The sequence below is a fragment of the Pseudomonas sp. AC193 genome, from assembly GCF_979258075.1.
Genome location: NZ_OZ409832.1, coordinates 2,113,308 through 2,131,944 on the forward strand (window position 1 = coordinate 2,113,308; position 18,637 = coordinate 2,131,944).

General features: G+C 58.4%; 14 protein-coding genes and 2 pseudogenes. 11 read left to right on the top strand and 5 right to left on the bottom strand.

What is annotated here, in order from left to right:
* Nucleotides 1-81 precede the first annotated feature (81 nt).
* Both ACZZ0D_RS09695 and ACZZ0D_RS09700 read left to right on the top strand, forming a co-directional pair.
* Nucleotides 82-1,124 (top strand): annotated as a pseudogene (locus ACZZ0D_RS09695) (Ldh family oxidoreductase).
* A gap of 328 nt (nucleotides 1,125-1,452) precedes the next feature.
* On the top strand, nucleotides 1,453-3,009 hold the full coding sequence (locus tag ACZZ0D_RS09700; RefSeq protein ID WP_463553062.1) for a TerC family protein: 1,557 nt from the start codon (nucleotides 1,453-1,455) through the stop codon (nucleotides 3,007-3,009).
* Nucleotides 3,010-3,125: 116 nt separating this feature from the next.
* On the opposite strand, the gene ACZZ0D_RS09705 is transcribed toward ACZZ0D_RS09700, so the two are convergent.
* The 5 genes and pseudogenes from ACZZ0D_RS09705 to wecB form a co-directional block, all read right to left on the bottom strand.
* Nucleotides 3,126-4,202, bottom strand: a complete 1,077-nt coding sequence (locus ACZZ0D_RS09705; protein WP_463553063.1) for a GGDEF domain-containing protein — start codon at nucleotides 4,200-4,202, stop codon at nucleotides 3,126-3,128.
* On the bottom strand, nucleotides 4,186-5,064 hold the full coding sequence (locus ACZZ0D_RS09710) for a DUF4434 family protein (protein WP_463553064.1): 879 nt from the start codon (nucleotides 5,062-5,064) through the stop codon (nucleotides 4,186-4,188). The genes ACZZ0D_RS09705 and ACZZ0D_RS09710 overlap by 17 nt, the downstream gene beginning before the upstream one ends.
* Nucleotides 5,064-8,219, bottom strand: a pseudogene (locus ACZZ0D_RS09715) (NfrA family protein). The gene ACZZ0D_RS09710 and the pseudogene ACZZ0D_RS09715 overlap by 1 nt, the downstream one beginning before the upstream one ends.
* Nucleotides 8,216-10,387 (bottom strand): cyclic di-3',5'-guanylate-activated glycosyltransferase NfrB, encoded by a 2,172-nt coding sequence (gene nfrB, locus ACZZ0D_RS09720; RefSeq protein ID WP_463553065.1) that lies wholly within the window; start codon nucleotides 10,385-10,387, stop codon nucleotides 8,216-8,218. Before nfrB ends, ACZZ0D_RS09715 begins: the two are co-directional and overlap by 4 nt.
* Nucleotides 10,384-11,538, bottom strand: a complete 1,155-nt coding sequence (gene wecB, locus ACZZ0D_RS09725) for a non-hydrolyzing UDP-N-acetylglucosamine 2-epimerase (protein ID WP_463553066.1) — start codon at nucleotides 11,536-11,538, stop codon at nucleotides 10,384-10,386. Before wecB ends, nfrB begins: the two co-directional genes overlap by 4 nt.
* Before the next feature lie 471 nt (nucleotides 11,539-12,009).
* Between wecB and ACZZ0D_RS09730 the strand changes: the two genes are divergently transcribed.
* The 9 genes from ACZZ0D_RS09730 to ACZZ0D_RS09770 all read left to right on the top strand — a co-directional run bounded on the left by ACZZ0D_RS09730 (nucleotide 12,010) and on the right by ACZZ0D_RS09770 (nucleotide 18,562).
* Nucleotides 12,010-12,258, top strand: coding sequence for a type II toxin-antitoxin system Phd/YefM family antitoxin (locus tag ACZZ0D_RS09730; protein WP_053120518.1), 249 nt, complete (start codon nucleotides 12,010-12,012; stop codon nucleotides 12,256-12,258).
* Entirely contained in the window at nucleotides 12,248-12,529 is a 282-nt protein-coding gene (locus ACZZ0D_RS09735; protein WP_282357706.1) for a type II toxin-antitoxin system RelE family toxin, read from the top strand. Before ACZZ0D_RS09730 ends, ACZZ0D_RS09735 begins: the two co-directional genes overlap by 11 nt.
* A 276-nt stretch (nucleotides 12,530-12,805) precedes the next feature.
* Nucleotides 12,806-13,654 (top strand): transporter substrate-binding domain-containing protein, encoded by an 849-nt coding sequence (locus ACZZ0D_RS09740; protein ID WP_053120514.1) that lies wholly within the window; start codon nucleotides 12,806-12,808, stop codon nucleotides 13,652-13,654.
* 175 nt (nucleotides 13,655-13,829) lie between these two features.
* The gene (locus ACZZ0D_RS09745) at nucleotides 13,830-14,492 is read left to right on the top strand and encodes an amino acid ABC transporter permease (protein ID WP_003225455.1); all 663 of its coding nucleotides are present in this window, start codon (nucleotides 13,830-13,832) and stop codon (nucleotides 14,490-14,492) included.
* A gap of 9 nt (nucleotides 14,493-14,501) precedes the next feature.
* Nucleotides 14,502-15,164: an amino acid ABC transporter permease gene (locus ACZZ0D_RS09750; RefSeq protein ID WP_400644856.1), complete on the top strand. Its 663-nt coding sequence runs from the start codon at nucleotides 14,502-14,504 to the stop codon at nucleotides 15,162-15,164.
* Nucleotides 15,161-15,958 carry an amino acid ABC transporter ATP-binding protein gene (locus ACZZ0D_RS09755; RefSeq protein WP_053120511.1) on the top strand — a complete coding sequence of 266 codons (798 nt, stop codon included), beginning with the start codon at nucleotides 15,161-15,163 and terminating at the stop codon, nucleotides 15,956-15,958. Before ACZZ0D_RS09750 ends, ACZZ0D_RS09755 begins: the two co-directional genes overlap by 4 nt.
* Nucleotides 15,959-15,989: 31 nt before the next feature.
* Nucleotides 15,990-16,379 carry a RidA family protein gene (locus ACZZ0D_RS09760; protein ID WP_007912330.1) on the top strand — a complete coding sequence of 130 codons (390 nt, stop codon included), beginning with the start codon at nucleotides 15,990-15,992 and terminating at the stop codon, nucleotides 16,377-16,379.
* A gap of 164 nt (nucleotides 16,380-16,543) precedes the next feature.
* Complete coding sequence (locus ACZZ0D_RS09765; protein WP_159812387.1) at nucleotides 16,544-17,308, top strand: IclR family transcriptional regulator; 765 nt, start codon at nucleotides 16,544-16,546, stop codon at nucleotides 17,306-17,308.
* Between the two features lie 39 nt (nucleotides 17,309-17,347).
* Complete coding sequence (locus ACZZ0D_RS09770) at nucleotides 17,348-18,562, top strand: amino acid deaminase (RefSeq protein WP_463553067.1); 1,215 nt, start codon at nucleotides 17,348-17,350, stop codon at nucleotides 18,560-18,562.
* Nucleotides 18,563-18,637 lie beyond the last annotated feature (75 nt).

Consider the following 18,637-nt stretch of genomic DNA (forward strand, 5'->3'; position numbering starts at 1 on the left):
CACGCTGCCTTGCAGGCGTGATTAATCGATTCGCTAATTCGTACGCTGTTGTTCCCTCCAATAATTAATCTGGAGCTTCAGATGTCTGCGCCATCCGATCATGTGTCTGCTGCTGTTTTATCCACGCTGTCGCTCGAAGAACTGACGCAACTGCTTGAAACGATTTATTTGCGCCACGGCACCTCTGCGCAGGTCGCTCGATCACTGGCCGCTAACTGTGCCGGCGCCGAGCGTGACGGGGCGCACAGTCACGGCGTGTTCCGTATCCCCGGTTATGTGTCGACTCTGCAAAGTGGCTGGGTCAACGGGCAGGCTGTGCCGCTGGTGGAGGATGTCGCTGCCGGATTTGTGCGGGTTGATGCCGGTAACGGGTTTGCCCAGCCAGCGTTGGCGGCGGCCCGTCCGCTACTGATTGAGAAAGCACGCAGCGCCGGGATCGCGGCGCTGGCGATCCGCAATTCCCATCACTTCGCGGCACTGTGGCCGGACGTTGAGCCGTTCGCCGAGGAGGGCCTGGTCGCCCTGAGCGTGGTTAACAGCATGACGTGCGTGGTGCCGCACGGGGCCGATCGGCCATTGTTCGGTTACCAATCCGATTGCTTTCGCCGCGCCACAGGCCGGGGCGGCGCCGATCGTTTTCGATCTGGCCACCAGTGCCATTGCGCACGGCGACGTGCAGATTGCCGCGCGTAACGGCGAGCGCCTGCCGCCGGGAATGGGCGTCGATAGCCTTGGTCAGCCGACGCAAGATCCCAAAGCCATTCTGGAAGGTGGCGCGCTGTTGCCGTTTGGCGGGCACAAGGGCTCGGCGCTGTCGATGATGGTCGAGTTGCTCGCGGCGGCACTCACCGGTGGAAACTTCTCGTTCGAGTTCGACTGGAAGAATCATCCCGGCGCGAAAACGCCATGGAGCCGGTCAGTTGCTGATCGTGATCGATCCCTCCAAGGCGTCGGGCCAGAGTTTTGCCGAACGCAGCCATGAACTGGTGCGGCAAATGCACGGCGTCGGGCTCAAGCGTCTGCCGGGTGATCGTCGGCATTTGCAACGTGAGAAGTCGCTCAAGTACGGCATTGCCCTGGAGACACACACTTTGGAACAGCTGCAGCGGCTGGCCGGACACTAGGTTTATCAGTGGACTCCATCGGCTGCCGGAGAGGCTTCGGCAGCCCATCAAAGCTGTGCTTTACAGATTTTGAAATAATTTGCGACTGGGGAAAGGCCCGCTTCTGCCTGTACGCTTCAAGGCCTTTTTCCTTTCAGGATTTGCATGAACACCCTCTCGGAGCCTCCCAGTTATCCGTTTTCCATGCGCCACGGCGCGGTCTTGACGCACTCGCAGCATCCGGTTTTCCGACACCCGACTATCGTAGACAACGCAGCTTCAGAGCTATCGCGTTGCACTTCGTCGTGTCCGACAGCCTGAATTTACTGAAGAGAGATCGAGATATTTTATGGAATGGTTAGCGGATCCCACGGCCTGGTTAGGCTTGTTGACTTTGATCGTGCTGGAACTGGTACTCGGCATCGACAACCTGGTGTTCATCGCGATTCTGGCGGATAAACTGCCGCCGCATCAGCGTGACCGCGCGCGAATCATCGGCCTGTCGCTGGCGTTGATCATGCGCCTGGGCCTGTTGGCGAGTATTTCCTGGCTGGTGACCCTGACGCAGCCGCTGTTCGAGGTATTCGACAAGAGTTTCTCCGGTCGCGACCTGATCATGTTGTTTGGTGGTGTGTTCCTGTTGTTCAAGGCAACCATGGAGTTGCACGAACGGCTGGAAGGTCATGTCGGCGAGCGCACCTCTAACACCGCGTATGCGTTGTTCTGGCCGATCGTCGCGCAGATCGTGGTGCTCGACGCCGTGTTCTCGCTGGACGCGGTGATTACCGCTGTCGGCATGGTCGATGAACTGGCGGTGATGATGATCGCGGTGATCATTTCCATCGGCCTGATGATTGTTGCGAGCAAGCCGCTGACACGTTTCGTCAATGCGCACCCGACGGTGATCATGTTGTGTCTGGGCTTCTTGATGATGATCGGCTTCGCCCTGACCGCCGAAGGCCTGGGTTTCCACATCCCGAAAGGCTATCTGTACGCAGCCATCGGCTTCTCGATTCTGATTGAAGTGTTCAACCAGATTGCCCGTGCCCGTCGCAAACGCTCGATGCAGGGTTTGCGTCCGATGCGTGAGCGCACGGCCCACGCGGTGATGCGTCTGCTGGGCGGGCGCAAACTGGCAGTGGAGGAAGTGGGCGAGGAGATTTCCGACCTGCTCGACAACGGCGAAGCGCCGAGTACGGAACTGTTCGATCGCCGCGAGCGCGTGATGATCAGCGGCGTTCTGCAATTGGCTGAACGTCCGATTCGTGCCCTGATGACTGTGCGCGCCGATGTCGACTACATCGACCTGGCCGATGACGCCGAAGCGATTCGCACACGATTGATGCATTCGTCCTACTCACGATTGCCGTTGATTCGCGATGGCGCGGTGGATGAACCACTGGGCTTCGTGCACAAGAAAGAATTGCTCAAAGAGTATCTGGCCGGTGAGGAGCCGAATCTGGAGCACCTGGCGCGCAAGGCGATCAATCTGCTCGAGAGCTATTCGATTCTCAACGCATTGGAGCAAATGCGTGCCGCGTCGACCCACATCGCGTTTGTGGTCAATGAATTCGGTGATTTTGTCGGTATCTTGACCATGACCGACATCCTTGAATCGATTGCCGGTGAATTACCCGACGCCAGTGAAGTTGAAGGCCCTGACGTGGTTGAAGAGCAGGGCGGGTTTATGGTCAGCGGTGCGCTGAACCTGACACGGGTGCGGCAGCGCACCGGGTTTGGCGCTGAGCCCACCGAGGATTATCAAACGCTGGCCGGTCTGGTGATGAGTTTGCTGGATCGCTTGCCGATGGTGGGCGATCGTCTGGAATACGAAGGCTGGCAGATGACGGTGGTGGCGGTTGAAGAACGGCGGGTGACGCGGGTGTTGCTGATAAAAAATGACTGATTGATTTGCTGGTCTTACTGGCCCCTTCGCGAGCAAGCCCGCTCCCACATTTGGAATGCATTTCAAGTGTGGGAGCGGGCTTGCTCGCGAAGTCGGTCTTAGAGATAACGCACTTATCAGCGATGAAAAGTGTAGCGATCCTTACCCGAATGCTTTGATTCGTACAACGCATCATCCGCCTTGATCAACGCCTGAGTCAGGGTGTCGTGTTCCTCGACCCGGGTTACGCCGATGCTGATGGTCACCGGATACTTCGTCGGTTGTTCGCGCACGAGTCTGCACAATTCCCCGGCCAGTGCTTCGGCATCCTCGCGGCTAACATCGGTCAGATAAATCGCAAACTCCTCGCCACCCAATCGAGCAAAATCATGCGCTTTCATCACCATTTTGATGTCGGCGGCAACGCGCTTGAGCACTTCATCGCCGATGTCGTGCCCATAGGTGTCATTCACTTTCTTGAAGTTATCGATGTCGATCATCAATAAGTAATGATCGTGTTCGCGCGGAACCGTTTGCAGGTGTTTTTCCGCGAGGGTCATGAAGGAACGGCGGTTGGGGATTTCAGTGAGGGTATCGTTGTAGGCCTGATCCAGCAGCAACCGCGACATGATGTAGTTGTGGAGCTTGGCCTCGCGCAGTTTGAGAAAGGTGTAGATGGTCAGTGCACACAGAAACACGCTGTAGCAAGCCGTCATGACTCCGCGAAGTTCGAAGAGGCTGATGCTGGTATTGATAAACGGGTTGAGCAACGACCAGATGATCAGTTGCACGACGAAAAACGCCACGCGACTTAAGGGCAGTACCGAGATGCTGTAGAGCATGCTGGCGGCGGCAAGCACCAGCCAGGAACTCTGCACAATGTCCGGTACACCGTAGACGATGAGCCGGACGCCAACAGTGAGACCGAGCACGAAGAGCACGGTCAGCACATCAAAATGACGCGCCTTGCGGGTGAACCCCAGCACGACGGTCAGAATCGAAAACAGCAGTAGAAAAACCATTGAACGCCAGGTGAAGCCCTGGCCGCCGAGGAAGCTGACGATCAGATCAAACACCAGCCACATGAACGTGCTGGTGAGGAAGATCAACACGCTGAACCGGTGGAGGCGCTCGAATTCGTGCTGGACGAACTCGGCGCGCACTGCCGCCGGCGCGGTTTTTTTCAGCACTTCGTCTTCAATGATTTTGTACATCGCCGCCCTGATGTCTGCGCTGGTTGTCGAGGATCACCTGGCCCCATGGGCGGTAACGCAGGGAAAATACGGCGTTTGGATGACAACCGGTAGATGTCACGTCAGGTGCGCTGGGCTCGGCACGAAATGGCTGACCATCGCGGCTGACCTGCCGGAACGCCTCACGCACGATACCTACCGAGCAGGGTAGTTCGCCGGCATAACCGGTGCGTACCAACGGGGCCAGGCGCCCGGTACCCGCACCGTCCTGCCACCAGACCTGAATTCCGGCAGCCGCCAGATCGCCCAGCCACTTTCCATTGACCGACGGCGCGAGTTTGCCGGCACTGAATGCGCTGATGTGCAGGGGAGCATCCAGTTTGCCCGCCAGATCCGTCAGTTGGCGTTGCAACGTCGCCCGGCGTTCTGCGGCGAGAAAATGCAAGTCGTCGAGCTCCAGTGGCAGGTACCAACCCGTTACCGGCAACTTCCAGTCCTTGCGCAGCTTTTGCTGCTGCGCCAATGTCTGGCCCAATTGCGCCTGCCAATAAGTGGCGAGGCCGGCGCTGTCGAGCTCATCGATGCGCTGGTAGTAGGCCGGATCCATTTTCAATCCGAGTACCAGCTGCAAGCCTTGCCGCTGCGCCAGTTTCAAACTGTTGGCGAGCCAGCCATTGGCACCACCGAAGTCCGAGTCACCATACGCAGTCCATTGCACGATCAGCGTCCGCGTGCCTTGCTTTGCGCTGTCTTGCCAGATTTTTTGCCATTGCGTCTGGCTGAGACTGGCATCGACATTAAGCGGTTGATAGAACACACGCTCATCAGCACGCACAGCGACGGCGCTAAGCAACAAGCAGAAAAACATTATCCAGCGAGCCATCAGAAATTCCACTCCACGCCCAGCAGCACACCGTTGCCGCCTTCATACAAATTGCCGCCCAGCGACTGTTGATATTCGGTACGCACCGTCAGTTTCGAGCGATAGGCGTTGTAGCGGTCATCGTCGTACCACCATTGCCAGCGCAAACCGACGCCGGTGCGCAAATCCTGGCGCCAGTCGTTGCTCGGATCCTGGCTGGCGAATTCAAGAAATCCGTACGGCATGATCGTTTGTGCGCCACTGAACGGCAGTTTCCACGTATGACCTTGCTGGAAACGCGATAACCATTGGTGATCGCCGGCCTTGGCTCACGAAGCGGCGTCGAGGTAGAGGAAGCGTTCATCCCATGCACTTTCGTCGACGCGCCAATCGTTGCGGTACTTGCCCTGATCAAGGAACGAGGCGGTGGCGCGTAGCAGGTAGTCGGTGCTGGTGTGGCCATCTTTGCGATGGTCGTCGAGCTGATCCGAGAGCTTGTCTGGATTGATCAACTGGCCGAGGCTCAGGCCGTGGTTATCCTTGTCGTCGAACTGGCTCTGTTTATAGATTTCGCCGTAGAAGTTGATGTTCTGCGTGCCCCACGGTTTGTAGCGCAAGCCAACACCGGCGGCGACGGACTCAGCGTAGCTGGAGCGACTTTGTCCGCCCATCAGCACGCGGCCATAGACGGACAGCGAACTGCCGGCTCGGCTCGGTTCTTCACCGAGGGCGTGATCCCACATGGCCACTTGTACGTTCTGCGAGTTGGGGCTGCGGCGTGAGCCTTTGCTGTCGTCGTCACGCAGAAAGTCGTTGGTCGATACCCCGGCCGGCGACCAGGTACTGGCAATCGTGAAGTTATCCCGCCGGGACAAGGCTTCATGAGCGCGGCGTTGACGATAGCGACGAGCCTCCATGCTGCCGTCTTCGTCGTCCGCCGCAACCGGGTTCTGTTCGAGGTCGATCACGCGGCGCAGTTCTTTACGCGCGGAGGCGCTGTCCTCGACTTCGTCGTAGCGCCAGGCCAGGGTTTCGCCCAGACGATAATCCTCTGGGAAGTCGCGGGTCGCCTGTTGCAGATAGGGGATTGCCCTGGCGCGCTCTTCGCGGGTTTGTGCGCCCGACAAACGCATGCCGTAATCGGCGCGGTAGCGTGGGTTTTTCGGATCGCGGCGCACGGCTTCGGCCAGCCATGCGGTGCTTTGTGACAAATCACCAGCCTTTTGTGCGGTGACCGAGGCGGCATAAAAGTGCCCGGCATCCGGTGCTTTCAATAGGGCCTGGCGTTGGCGTTCCAGCGCCTGTACATGCGCGCCGCGAGCATCGGCAGTCGCCGCGCCCAGCGCCCATTCGTTAGCCCCGCGAGTGTTGCTCTGTTGCCAGAAACGCTCGGCGGTTTGGGCGTCGCCGGCATTCAGCGCACTGCGGCTGGCGGTCAGACGTGCGTTGTCTGTGAGCTCCGCAGCGGGGATGCTGCGCCATATCGCCAAGGCACCGGCGGAATCGCCTGCAGCTTCGAGCGCATAGGCCAAAGGCAAACGACTGCTGCGGTCTCCAAGTTTCTCGGCTTGCTGGTAATAAACGACGGCTTCGCCGGGTCGATCGGGCATCGCACAACGGCCGAGTGCGCGGAAGTCGCCAATTGCTTGGGGGTGACTGCCAATGGCCTGCTGCACGACATCGCACTGACCTTTTTCTGCCAGTTGTGCGAGCAATTGCCCGCGAGTGGCGCCGTCGACACGACCGATCAAAGACGCCATGCGTTGCTGCTGGGCCGGCGTGATCTCTGTCAAAGAGGCGTAGATCCCGGCGAGACGCTGCAGCGCGGTGGCTGGTCCGCCATGACGGTCGTAAGCGTTTTCCAGCAATTGCTGTGCGTGCGCGCGATCGCCGCTATTGAACGCGAGAAAACTGGCCTGATTCAGTGAGGCCAGATCGCCGGTCTGGCGGTAATGGTATTCCCACAAGGTCTGTTCTTCAGTACGGCGCCCCATGCGCTGCGCCAGCTCCGCGCGGCGTTTGACCACCGCAGGGGTTTGCGTCTGACCGGCGAGCCAGACCATGACCTTGCTGCTCTCACCCTGTTCCTGCCAGACATAGAGCAGTTGCGCTTGCCGCTGGCTGTCCCAGGGCTGCGGCAGTTGTGTATTTTGCAACAGGTCGGTGGCTTGCAGACGTTGCGCCAGAACCAGCCAGGCCTGGGGATCATCTGTTGGCTGACAACCACGCAGTTGCACCCGTGCAGCTTCCGGATCGTGCCGCGACAGCCAGTCGACGGTTTCCAGGCAAGGGCGCTGCAAGTCGTTGCTGAGACGCTGGACAGTCGGCACATCATCAGTCTGCCGCGCCAGCTCCCATAGCCGCTGACGTTGTAACGGATCGGCCAGATCCGACGCCGGCAATGATTGCAGCCAGCGCTGAGCCTGCTGATCGTGGCCCATGGCGATGGCGCGATCGACCATCGCCAGTCGAACTTTGCGCGCCGCTTCAGGGCTTGGCGCCTGTTGCAGCAGTTGTTGCAGCGGTTGCTCATCAAGGCGTTGCACGTAGGCATTGGCCAGCCGTTGCCAGCCTTCGGTATCGAGTTGTTGACGCGCCGCCAGCGGCGCGAGTTCTTCGATGGTGCCGCTCCAGTCACGCAATTGCTCGGACCAGTTCGAGCGCGCCAGACGCAGAATATTGTCGTCACCCTTGGGCGCCAAGTGTGCCAGCCAGTCGTGGGCTTTGGCGGCACCGCCGAATTTGGCCAGACTCAAGCTGTAGGCCTGCCACAACCGCACACGGTCGTTGAGGCTGCTGGTGGCCATCCATTGTTCGACTTGAGTGCTGGTCGGTGGATCCTGTTCGATCCAGGTCAGGCGCAAATCGAGAACTGCCTCGCTGTTATCGTTCGGCAACGCTTGAACGGCGTCCTGATAGCGCCGCTGTTTGGCCAGCGACTCAACCAGCATGGCACGCGCCTCATCGTTTTTCGGCACCTTTTCCAGCAGGTGTCGCATCAGCCGTTCGACTTCTTTCCAGTTACCTTTTTTCGCCTCGCGGTAACTGCGATCCATATAGGGATAGCTGCGGAACTGTTCGAACTCGCTCAATGGTGCGGCTTGCAGTGGGTACGCGGTACTCAAACCAAGCAACAGGCTCCCCATCATCAGGGAATGACGGTAAACAGGCTTCATGCGACCTCCCGGACAATGCGGTAAGCCGCTTGCTGTTCACTCGTCTGATCCGCCAGCGCCTGTTCGAGTACTTCGCGGGTGATCATGCCGCGGTCGATCAGGTGCTCGCCGAGCGACATGTTTTCCGCATCGAAATCAATCAGCGCTTGATTGAACAGAGTGGGCGGCACCATGCCGCGAACCTGCAACAGGTTGCCCAGCAACACCTGATGGCGGCTGACGCGTTCCAGCAAGGCTTCATCGTCCTGATGACGTTCAAGCACTTGGAGCATATGACGCACTTCCTCATTCTGACGGGGGCTGGCGTACCAGTAACGAATCCCCAGAGTCACACGGCCTTGCGGTGCCAGACGGCTACGCACCGGACGCTTTAATTGTCGGCTGATGGCGCCGAGGGAAACCTGACTGACCGGGCCTTCGGAGGCGAGCACCAGTGTTTCGCCTTCCTCGGCCACGGGCAGCACGCCGTAGTGCGAGGCGATGCGGCGCGGCAAGGCATCAATCAGGCGCTTATCGAGTTTGAACGGGTTGAGTGGCGCCCATTCCAGATCAAGCTGCTCGGCCACTGCCTGCACCAGTTGCGTGCTGTCGATGTACCCACGCAGTAACAATTCTCGACCGAGTCGGCGACGAACTGGACTGGTGATGGCGGCTTCCAGTTGCTCTTCGGTAATCAAACCTTTCTCGACCAGACGATGCCCCAACGGTACGCGTTGTGCCTTGGTCAGCGCAGGGAATTCGTGGGTGGTCTTGTCCCAGGCCACGCGCCGCGAATCGCCCATTTCCATGACCTGGCGCAGTGCGCGCAGGTTGGCGAAGAAATTGACGAAGTTGCTCCACATCATCCGTGGCGCCGACAGCAGGCCTTCAACCAGACCGTAATAGCGGGTCACGAACCAGCCGCGCTGGAACAGACGATTGAGCAGCATGAAACCGTTAAGCCAGAGCAGCACCGGCAGTAATGAACTGTCGGAAAGAATCGACGGGTAGCGCCAGGAGTCCGGAGAAATCACCGTGACCAACCACATGACCAGCAGCACTGCGAACAACAGATTGACCAGAAAGCTCAGCATGTAGGCGATCAGGCCGCGGCGATCGCGCCACAGGAAATAGTTGAGCAGGCCGGTGCTCCAGCCGAGGTTTTTGGTGCCTTGAAACACGATGCCGACAATCCAGCGCGATTTCTGCCGGATCGAGTGCTGCAAGTCGCGCGGGAAATGCTCGCGGACGCAGATCACTTGGGAAAATTCGCGGTTCATGCCGAACGCCCACGGCTGCTCCAGCGCCAGTTTCGGATCACTCACCGAGTAACGGGCGAAAATGCACTTCATGCCTTTTTGTTTGAGGCGGAAGCCGATGTCATAGTCCTCGGTGAGACTCTGAACATCGAAGGCAATGCCGTCGCCGTCTTCGAGCAGGGCGCTGATCGCTTTGCGGCTGAAGCACGTACCGACACCCGCACTCGGCACCTGACCGGTCAGGGCTTCGCGAACGATAACGTCCTTGCCGTGGTTTTCGGCGAACTCGTCGACATAGTGGCCGGCGGTGAAGCCTTTCCATTCCGGCGCGTACGGATAAACCGGGATCTGGATCAGATCCTTGTTGGGCAGCAGATAGTTGTAGAGACGCAACTCCATCGGTGAAATCACGTCTTCGGCGTCATGCAGGATGAACCCGGCGAACTGGATTTTCGCCTCGCTCTCGAAACGTAGAATGGCGTCGATGATGTTGTTCAGACAGTCGGCCTTGCTGGTCGGTCCGGGGCGGGCGCAAACCACTTTGTGCACGTTGGGATAGTGCTGGCAGACCGCATCGACATCCGCTTGGGTCTCGGCGTCGTTGGGATAGGTGCCAACGAAAATCTGGTAGTTCTCGTAATCGATGGTCGAGGCCGCCAGGCGGGCCATTTCGCCGACCACACCGACTTCATTCCACGCCGGCACCATGATCGCCAGCGGTTTTTCGGCAATCGCGTACAGCCGCTGCTCGTCGGCGCGCTCGAATTTATCGTAGATCCGCCAGCGCCGGATCAGCTTGCGACTCCAGTACACAAGGTCGATGAACAGGTCATCGAGACCGAGGAAGAACATCAGCAGGGCGAGGGCAATCGCCACATATTTGAGACCAAACAGCACATACGCAAAAAAATCGACCCAACCCAGACTCATACCCCGTCACCCGCCGTCGAGCGAGCGCTCAACCAGGCGTGGAGGCGGGTGGCGATCAATTCGCTGGCGTGACCATCGCCGTAAGGAAAGTGCACCCGGCTCATGCGGGTGTAGGTCTCTTCGTCATCAAGCAACCGCGAAGCTTCGTTGATGATGCGTGCCTTGTCGGTGCCGACCAACAGCATCGTGCCGCTTTCCAGTACGGAAGGGCGCTCAGTGACATCGCGCAGTACCAGCAATGGCTTGCCAATCGCCGGCGCTTCTTCCTGTACGCCGCCGGAATCCGTGAGGATGAAATGTGCGTGGCCCATCATCCAGACGAAGTTCGGGTAGTTCTGTGGTGGAACCAGATAGATGTTGGGTTTGTTGGCGAGCATGCCGTACACCACTTCTTGTACGAGCGGGTTGAGGTGTACTGGGTAGACAAATTGCACGTCCGGGTAGCGCTCGGCCAACTCAGCCAAGGCCAGACAGATGTTGTTGAAACCACCGCCGAGATTTTCCCGACGGTGGCTGGTGACCAGGATCATCCGGCGCTGATCATCGAGTACGGCCAGCGGCGAATCGGCGGCGGGATGCCACTGCGTTTGCTCTTGGTGTTTGCGCATCCACAGCAAGGCATCGATGACGGTGTTGCCGGTGATTTCGATGTTTTCCTCAGGCACGCCTTCGCGCAGCAGATTGGCCGCAGATTTGGACGTTGGCGGAAAATGCAGATCGGCAATGACGCCGGTCAAGCGGCGGTTGGCCTCTTCCGGCCACGGCGCGCGCAGATTGCCGGTACGCAGGCCCGCTTCGACGTGGCCGATCGGCAGTTGACGATTGAACGCGGCGAGGGCGGCGATGAAGCTCGTGGTGGTGTCGCCGTGTACCAATACGATGTCAGGTTTGACCCGCTCGTAAGCTTGATCGAGCTGAGCTAATAGATGTTGGGACAAGCCGTTGAGGGTTTGGCCTTGCGTCATCACTTGCAGGTCTTCATCGACCGTCAGCTCAAAGGCGTCCAGCACCTGCGTGAGCATCTCGCGATGCTGGCCGGTGGAGCAGATGTTCAGTTGGATGTCTGGCCACCGGCGCAAAACCCGAGCAAGCGGGGCCATTTTTATGGCCTCCGGGCGCGTACCGAAAACCATCATGACTTTAAAAGACATTGACCCCTCCTGGGACATGGCAACGCTGTGACCAGATGGCCTGCAGCGTGTGTTCTCTTACTGAGAAATAAAGGAAAGCAGCCGGATGGGAGCTTGTCCAATCCGGTTCGACGCTTGATTGATACCGATCATGTAGAACGAAAGTGCCATCGGTTGATGGCTCTTAGGTGGCACTTTCGGGAAACGTTCCCGGGGTGTGCACAGAATTGGTGCGTCGAATGACTGCGGATCGCGTAAGAGGTGAAGCCATGAGGCGCAATCGATATTTCAAAGGTTTGAATATGCCTCATGTGAGAAACGCCGGCGGAGATCACCACATTGTGGTTTTGTCTTACTAATACGGTAGAGCGTCCTTACAAAGCACTCAGAAACGTCCGAGTAATCCGCGTGGTACCTTCAAATAGGTGGGAGTCATGAACTCTTGGGAGTGCTATTTTTAGTACCAATCAAAGCACTCCAAGGAGCACCCTCATGGCACATATCGTTCTTTCTAACGTGGTAGCGAGCATCTCTGAATTGAAAAAAAATCCGATGGGTACCGTGGCTGCTGGGGGAGGGCAGTCTGTAGCAATTCTCAACCGAAACGAGCCGGCGTTTTATTGCGTGCCGGCAAAAGAGTACGAGGCAATGATGACGCGTCTGGAAGATCTGGAACTGATTGCGCTCTGCAAGGAAAGGGAAAACGACCCCACCATCAAGGTTTCAATTGATGACCTATGAGCTGGAATTTTCCATACAGGCTTTGAAGGAATGGAATCGGCTGGATGCTAGCCTTAGGGAGCAGTTTAAAAAAAAGCTCACGGAACGGCTCCGCCACCCCCATGTTTCAGCTGATCGACTCAAGGGTCTAGGCAATGCTTATAAAATCAAGCTTCGCAGCGCGGGTTATCGATTGGTCTACCGCGTAAGAGACGAAGTGTTAATCGTGACAGTGATAGCGGTCGGGAAAAGAGCACGTGGCGAGGTTTACGATAACGCGGCAAAGCGTTGAATCAACTTTGAAGCGGATTTTTCGCTGCACTGAATCAGCGCATTCTTATCTGAGTTGGGAACCTGCTACCCGCGCCTCGTAGCCAACGGTAGCGCCGACAATCAAATCGCTTTGATAACTTCACTCCCCACACTTCACCCATCCCTTTGATTCAAAAAACATTTCAATCCATTGCAGATTCCTTGTGATTCCTGTGGCACACTTTCTGCTGTCTATTCCGTAGTAACAAACCGTGTTCCGGTATAGCGGAATAAACACAAATCTGGAGTGCTTGCCATGCATCGCCGTCCTTCCTTGTTTAAAGCGTGTGTTTTTGTTCTCGCAGCTTCATCCACCGTCATGGGGCTGGCCCAGGCGGCCGACAGCAAGCTCGACAGTGTTCTCGCCCGGGGCAAGTTGATCGTGGGCACCGGCAGCACCAATGCGCCGTGGCACTTTCAGGGTGCGGACGGCAAGTTGCAGGGATTTGATATCGACATCGCCAGGATGGTGGCCAAAGGTTTGTTCAACGACCCGAGCAAAGTCGAGTTCGTGGTGCAGTCGTCCGATGCGCGGATTCCCAATCTGCTCACCGACAAAGTCGACATGAGCTGCCAGTTCATCACCGTGACTGCCAGCCGCGCGCAGCAAGTGGCGTTCACGCTGCCGTACTACCGCGAAGGCGTCGGCCTGTTGTTGCCGAACAACAGCAAGTACAAGGAAATTGAAGACCTGCAAGGCGCTGGCGACAGCGTGACCGTGGCCGTGCTGCAAAACGTCTACGCCGAAGAATTGGTGCACCAGGCACTACCCAAAGCCAAGGTCGATCAGTACGACAGCGTCGATCTGATGTATCAGGCGGTGAACTCCGGCCGCGCCGATGCCGCCGCCACCGACCAGTCTTCGGTCAAATACCTGATGGTGCAGAACCCTGGCCGCTACCGCAGCCCGACCTACGCGTGGAGCCCGCAAACCTACGCCTGCGCCGTCAAACGTGGCGATCAGGACTGGCTGAACTTCGTCAACACCACGCTGCATGAAGCCATGACCGGCGTTGAATTCCCGACTTACGCCGCGTCGTTCAAGCAGTGGTTCGGTGTCGATCTGCCGTCCCCAGCGATCGGTTTCCCTGTCGAATTCAAATGAAAACTGCTGCGCTCGAAAATACTGCGTTGAAAACAGCCTCAAAATGCTCATTGACTGACGTCAACTCCGCTTTTTCGCCTGTTTTCGCCTTGTCTTTTCTTCGCTCGCGACGTTTCCAAATTGCTGAAGGAAGAGTGGGGCGATGCACGTCGCCCCGCTCAAGGTACTGCTGACCATGAACTATCAGTTGAACTTTGCCGCCGTGTGGCGCGATTTCGACACCTTGCTCGCGGGGCTCGGTCTGGGCCTCGAACTGGCGCTGGTGTCGATCGCCATCGGCTGCGTGATCGGCCTGCTGATGGCGTTTGCGTTGCTGTCAAAGCATCGCGCCTTGCGGGTGCTGGCTTCGGTGTACGTCACAGTGGTGCGCAACACGCCGATTCTGGTGTTGATTCTGTTGATCTACTTCGCACTGCCGAGCCTCGGGATCCGTCTGGACAAGATCCCGTCGTTCATCATCACTCTGTCGCTGTACGCCGGGGCCTATCTGACCGAAGTGTTCCGCGGTGGTTTGCTGAGCATTCCCAAAGGCCAGCGCGAAGCCGGGCTGGCGATTGGTCTCGGTGAGTGGCAGGTCAAGGCTTACGTCACCGTGCCGGTCATGCTGCGCAATGTATTGCCGGCGCTGTCGAACAACTTCATTTCACTGTTCAAGGACACTTCGCTGGCCGCTGCGATTGCGGTGCCGGAGCTGACCTATTACGCGCGCAAGATCAACGTCGAAAGCTACCGGGTGATCGAAACCTGGCTGGTGACGACGGCGTTGTATGTCGCGGCCTGTTACCTCATTGCCATGCTGCTGCGTTACCTCGAGCAGCGTCTGGCGATCCGCCGATAGGAGGCTGCGATGTACGAATCTCCCACTTGGTTACACGAGTTGTGGATTGCCCGCGAGACGTTGCTGCAGGGCTTTCTGACTAGCGTGCAGGTGTCGGCGCTGGCGATTTTGTTCGGCACGATGCTCGGCGTTGTCACCGGTCTGGTGCTGACGTACGGCAAGTTCTGGATGCGCGCACCGTTCCGTTTCTATGTCGATCTGATTCGCGGCACGCCGGTGTTTGTGCTGGTGCTGGCCTGCTTCTATATGGCGCCGGCGCTGGGTTGGCAGATCAGTGCATTTCAGGCTGGTGCGTTGGGCCTGACGCTGTTTTGCGGCTCGCACGTTGCCGAAATCGTTCGCGGTGCGCTGCAAGCGTTGCCCCGTGGGCAGATGGAAGCGAGTCAGGCGATTGGTCTGACGTTTTATCAGTCCCTTGCCTACGTATTGTTGCCTCAGGCATTGCGGCAGATCCTGCCGACCTGGGTCAACTCGTCCACGGAAATCGTCAAGGCCTCGACCTTGCTCTCGGTGATCGGCGTCGCTGAGTTGCTGCTTAGCACGCAACAGGTCATCGCCCGGACATTCATGACCCTGGAGTTTTACCTGTTCGCCGGTTTTCTGTTCTTCGTCATCAACTACGGCATCGAGTTACTCGGCCGGCACATTGAAAAGCGGGTGGCCTTGCCATGATTGAAGCTCCAGTTTCCAACCTTCAGAACGGCCAGCCGCTGCTGGATATTCGTGGCCTGCACAAACAATACGGCGCGGTCGAAGTGCTCAAGGGGGTCGACTTGAGCATGCAGCGCGGCAACGTGGTCACGTTGATCGGCTCCAGCGGTTCGGGCAAGACCACGCTGCTGCGTTGCGTGAACATGCTCGAAGAGTTTCAGGGCGGGCAGATCCTGCTCGACGGCGAATCGATCGGCTATGACGAAAGCAACGGCAAACGCGTGCGTCATGCGGAAAAAGTCATCGCTCGTCATCGTGCGATGACCGGCATGGCGTTCCAGCAATTCAACTTGTTTCCGCATTTGACTGCACTGCAGAACGTCACCCTTGGCCTGCTCAAGGTCAAGAAGATGCACAAGGACGAAGCCGTCGTACTCGCCGAGAAATGGCTTGAGCGCGTTGGCTTGCTGGAGCGGCGCAATCACTTTCCCGGCCAGTTGTCCGGCGGTCAGCAACAGCGTGTGGCGATTGCCCGCGCGATTGCGATGAACCCGAGCCTGATGCTGTTCGACGAAGTCACCTCAGCCCTCGACCCGGAACTGGTCGGCGAAGTGCTCAACGTGATCAAGGGCCTGGCTGAGGACGGCATGACCATGTTGTTGGTGACCCACGAAATGCGTTTTGCCTTCGAGGTTTCGGACAAAATCGTATTCATGAATCAGGGGCGAATCGAAGAGCAGGGGCCTCCCAAGGAGCTGTTCGAACGCCCGCAATCGCCGCGTCTGGCTGAGTTCCTCAAAAGCACGCGGTTTTAAATCTTCACTTTTGTAACCAGGAGAAACACCCATGAGCATTACTCGATACGGCACCGGCAGCACCGCCGCTGGTGGCCAGCCACGCCCATTCGCCCGCGCCGTTGAAGCCGATGGCTGGCTGCACGTGTCCGGCCAGGTGCCGGCGGTGGATGGCGAGATTATTGTTGGCGGCATCGTCGAGCAGACGCACCAGACCATGAAGAACCTGATCGCGATTCTCGAAGAGGCCGGTTATGGCCTGGAGGACGTGGTGCGTGCCGGCGTGTGGCTGGACGATCCACGGGATTTCAGCAGTTTCAATAAGGTCTTTGGTGAGTACTTCAAGCCTGAGCACGCACCGGCGCGGGCCTGTGTGCAGGCGAGCATGATGGTTGATTGCAAGGTCGAGATCGACTGCATCGCGTACAAGAAAAAGGCCTGATCATTAGCGCATTCTGTGCGTAAACGCTTACCGGACTGACGATGACCCTTGTAGGAGCTGCCGAAGGCTGCGATCTTTTGGCATTTTTTGGCGGTGCCAAAAGGCAAGATCAACAGATCGCAGCCTGCGGCAGCTCCTACGGGGAATATTGAGTGAGTATTGAAATGACCGAAGACACCATCAAACGCCGGGCCCGCGGTCTGGATCGGGCGTTCGATATCCTCGATTTCCTCAAGGAAATCGGCCAGCCGCTGCGCCCGAATGACATCGCCAACGGCATCGGCAGCCCGAAATCCACGGTCTACGAACTGGTTGCCTCGTTACTCGAGCGGCGGATTCTGGAACCGGTGGGCAAGGACGGTCACGTTTATCTCGGCCGGCAGCTGTACTTCCTCGGCCAAGCACATTTACGTCATTTCGACCTCAGTCGCGAGGCCGATCACGCCTTGCAGGAGATCGTCAGCCAGACCCATGAAACCGCGCAGATGTGCCTGCTCAACGGGCGCAAATACACCGTGGCATTGATGAAGGAGGGCGAGCGACATTTCCGCATTTCTTCCGACATCGGCGAAAACGCACCCATCCCGTGGACGGCTTCGGGGCGTCTGCTGCTCGCGCATTTAAGCGATCAGCAAATTCGCGACCTGATCGACGAAGACGATTACATCCTGCCCGACGGCGAGCGTTTGCCGATCGAGCTGTTTCTGGCGCAGATCCGTCAGGCCGGCATCGACGGATTCTTTTCGTTCGACAGCGTTGCCGACACCTTCACCCATTGCTTCGCCGCGCCCGTTAAAGACCCGCAAGGCGTGGCGATTTGTACGCTGTGCATCGTCGCCCCTCGGGCCGATGCGAAAAACAATTACAACGACTATCGCCGGGTCCTGATCGAGAGTGCTAACAGCCTCGCCCGACGAATCAACGAATAAACGCGGCTGCCTGCGGCCGCGAATGTGAGGAGTTCGACCATGACGACTGTCATCAATTCTGCTGTAGATAAAGGTGATGCGGCCATCGGTGCCCATCTGGCGCGTGACGTCAGCCTGCCCGCGCTGGTGCTGCACCGCGAAGCGCTGGAACACAACATTCGCTGGATGCAGAAATTCGTCAGCGACAGCGGCGCCGAACTCGCGCCCCACGGCAAAACCAGCATGACCCCGGCGCTGTTCAAGCGTCAGCTCGACGCCGGCGCATGGGGCATCACCCTCGCCAGCGCGACCCAGACCCGTGCCGCTTACACCCACGGCGTGCGCCGGGTGCTGATGGCCAACCAGTTGGTCGGCACACCGAACATGGCGCTGATTGCTGATCTGCTGGCCGATCCGTCGTTCGATTTCTACTGCATGGTCGATCATCCGGACAACGTAGCCGATCTCGGCGCTTACTTCGCCTCGCGCGGGGTGAAGTTGAACGTGATGATCGAGTACGGCGTGGTCGGTGGCCGTTGCGGTTGCCGCAGCGAGCAGGAAGTGATCGAGCTGGCCAAGGCGATCAATGCACAACCGGCACTGGCCCTGACCGGCATTGAAGGTTACGAAGGGGTGATTCACGGTGATCACGCGGTCAGCGGCATTCGTGAGTTTGCCGCGTCGCTGGTGCGTTTGGCGGTGCAGTTACAGGACAGCGGCGCGTTCGCGATTCCGCAGCCGATCATCACTGCCTCGGGTTCGGCGTGGTACGACTTGATCGCTGAGTCGTTCGAAGCGCAGAACGCTGCCGGACGTTTCCTCAGCGTGTTGCGCCCGGGCAGTTACGTCGCGCATGACCACGGCATCTATAAAGAAGCGCAGTGCTGCGTGCTGGATCGTCGCAGTGATCTGCACGAAGGTTTGCGTCCCGCGCTGGAAGTCTGGGCGCATGTGCAATCGCTGCCGGAGCCGGGTTTTGCGGTGATCGCGCTGGGCAAGCGTGATGTGGCTTATGACGCCGGTTTGCCGGTGCCGTTGTTGCGTTACAAGGCTGGAGTTGTACCAGCGGTGGGGGACGATGTCGGTGCATGCAAGGTGACGGCGGTGATGGATCAGCACGCCTTCATGACCGTAGCGTCGGGCGTTGAACTGCGCGTTGGCGACATCATTTCTTTCGGCACCTCGCACCCGTGCCTGACGTTCGACAAGTGGCGCACGGGTTTGCTGGTGGATGAGCAGTTGACGGTGGTCGAGAGCATGGAGACCTGTTTCTAAGGCTCAAGACCGCGTCGCGGCCATTCGCGAGCAGGCTCGCTCCCACTTTTTGGAATGCATTCTAACTGTGGGAGC

What these genes read in the sequence shown, in the direction of transcription:
- ACZZ0D_RS09770 (WP_463553067.1), top strand. Translation starts at nt 17,348, where the DNA reads ATGACGACTGTCATCAATTCTGCTGTAGATAAAGGTGATGCGGCCATC.
- ACZZ0D_RS09740 (WP_053120514.1), top strand. Translation starts at nt 12,806, where the DNA reads ATGCATCGCCGTCCTTCCTTGTTTAAAGCGTGTGTTTTTGTTCTCGCA.
- ACZZ0D_RS09700 (WP_463553062.1), top strand. Translation starts at nt 1,453, where the DNA reads ATGGAATGGTTAGCGGATCCCACGGCCTGGTTAGGCTTGTTGACTTTG.
- ACZZ0D_RS09750 (WP_400644856.1), top strand. Translation starts at nt 14,502, where the DNA reads ATGTACGAATCTCCCACTTGGTTACACGAGTTGTGGATTGCCCGCGAG.
- ACZZ0D_RS09710 (WP_463553064.1), bottom strand. Translation starts at nt 5,064, where the DNA reads ATGGCTCGCTGGATAATGTTTTTCTGCTTGTTGCTTAGCGCCGTCGCT.
- nfrB (WP_463553065.1), bottom strand. Translation starts at nt 10,387, where the DNA reads ATGAGTCTGGGTTGGGTCGATTTTTTTGCGTATGTGCTGTTTGGTCTC.
- wecB (WP_463553066.1), bottom strand. Translation starts at nt 11,538, where the DNA reads ATGTCTTTTAAAGTCATGATGGTTTTCGGTACGCGCCCGGAGGCCATA.
- ACZZ0D_RS09745 (WP_003225455.1), top strand. Translation starts at nt 13,830, where the DNA reads ATGAACTATCAGTTGAACTTTGCCGCCGTGTGGCGCGATTTCGACACC.
- ACZZ0D_RS09705 (WP_463553063.1), bottom strand. Translation starts at nt 4,202, where the DNA reads ATGTACAAAATCATTGAAGACGAAGTGCTGAAAAAAACCGCGCCGGCG.
- ACZZ0D_RS09760 (WP_007912330.1), top strand. Translation starts at nt 15,990, where the DNA reads ATGAGCATTACTCGATACGGCACCGGCAGCACCGCCGCTGGTGGCCAG.
- ACZZ0D_RS09755 (WP_053120511.1), top strand. Translation starts at nt 15,161, where the DNA reads ATGATTGAAGCTCCAGTTTCCAACCTTCAGAACGGCCAGCCGCTGCTG.
- ACZZ0D_RS09730 (WP_053120518.1), top strand. Translation starts at nt 12,010, where the DNA reads ATGGCACATATCGTTCTTTCTAACGTGGTAGCGAGCATCTCTGAATTG.
- ACZZ0D_RS09735 (WP_282357706.1), top strand. Translation starts at nt 12,248, where the DNA reads ATGACCTATGAGCTGGAATTTTCCATACAGGCTTTGAAGGAATGGAAT.
- ACZZ0D_RS09765 (WP_159812387.1), top strand. Translation starts at nt 16,544, where the DNA reads ATGACCGAAGACACCATCAAACGCCGGGCCCGCGGTCTGGATCGGGCG.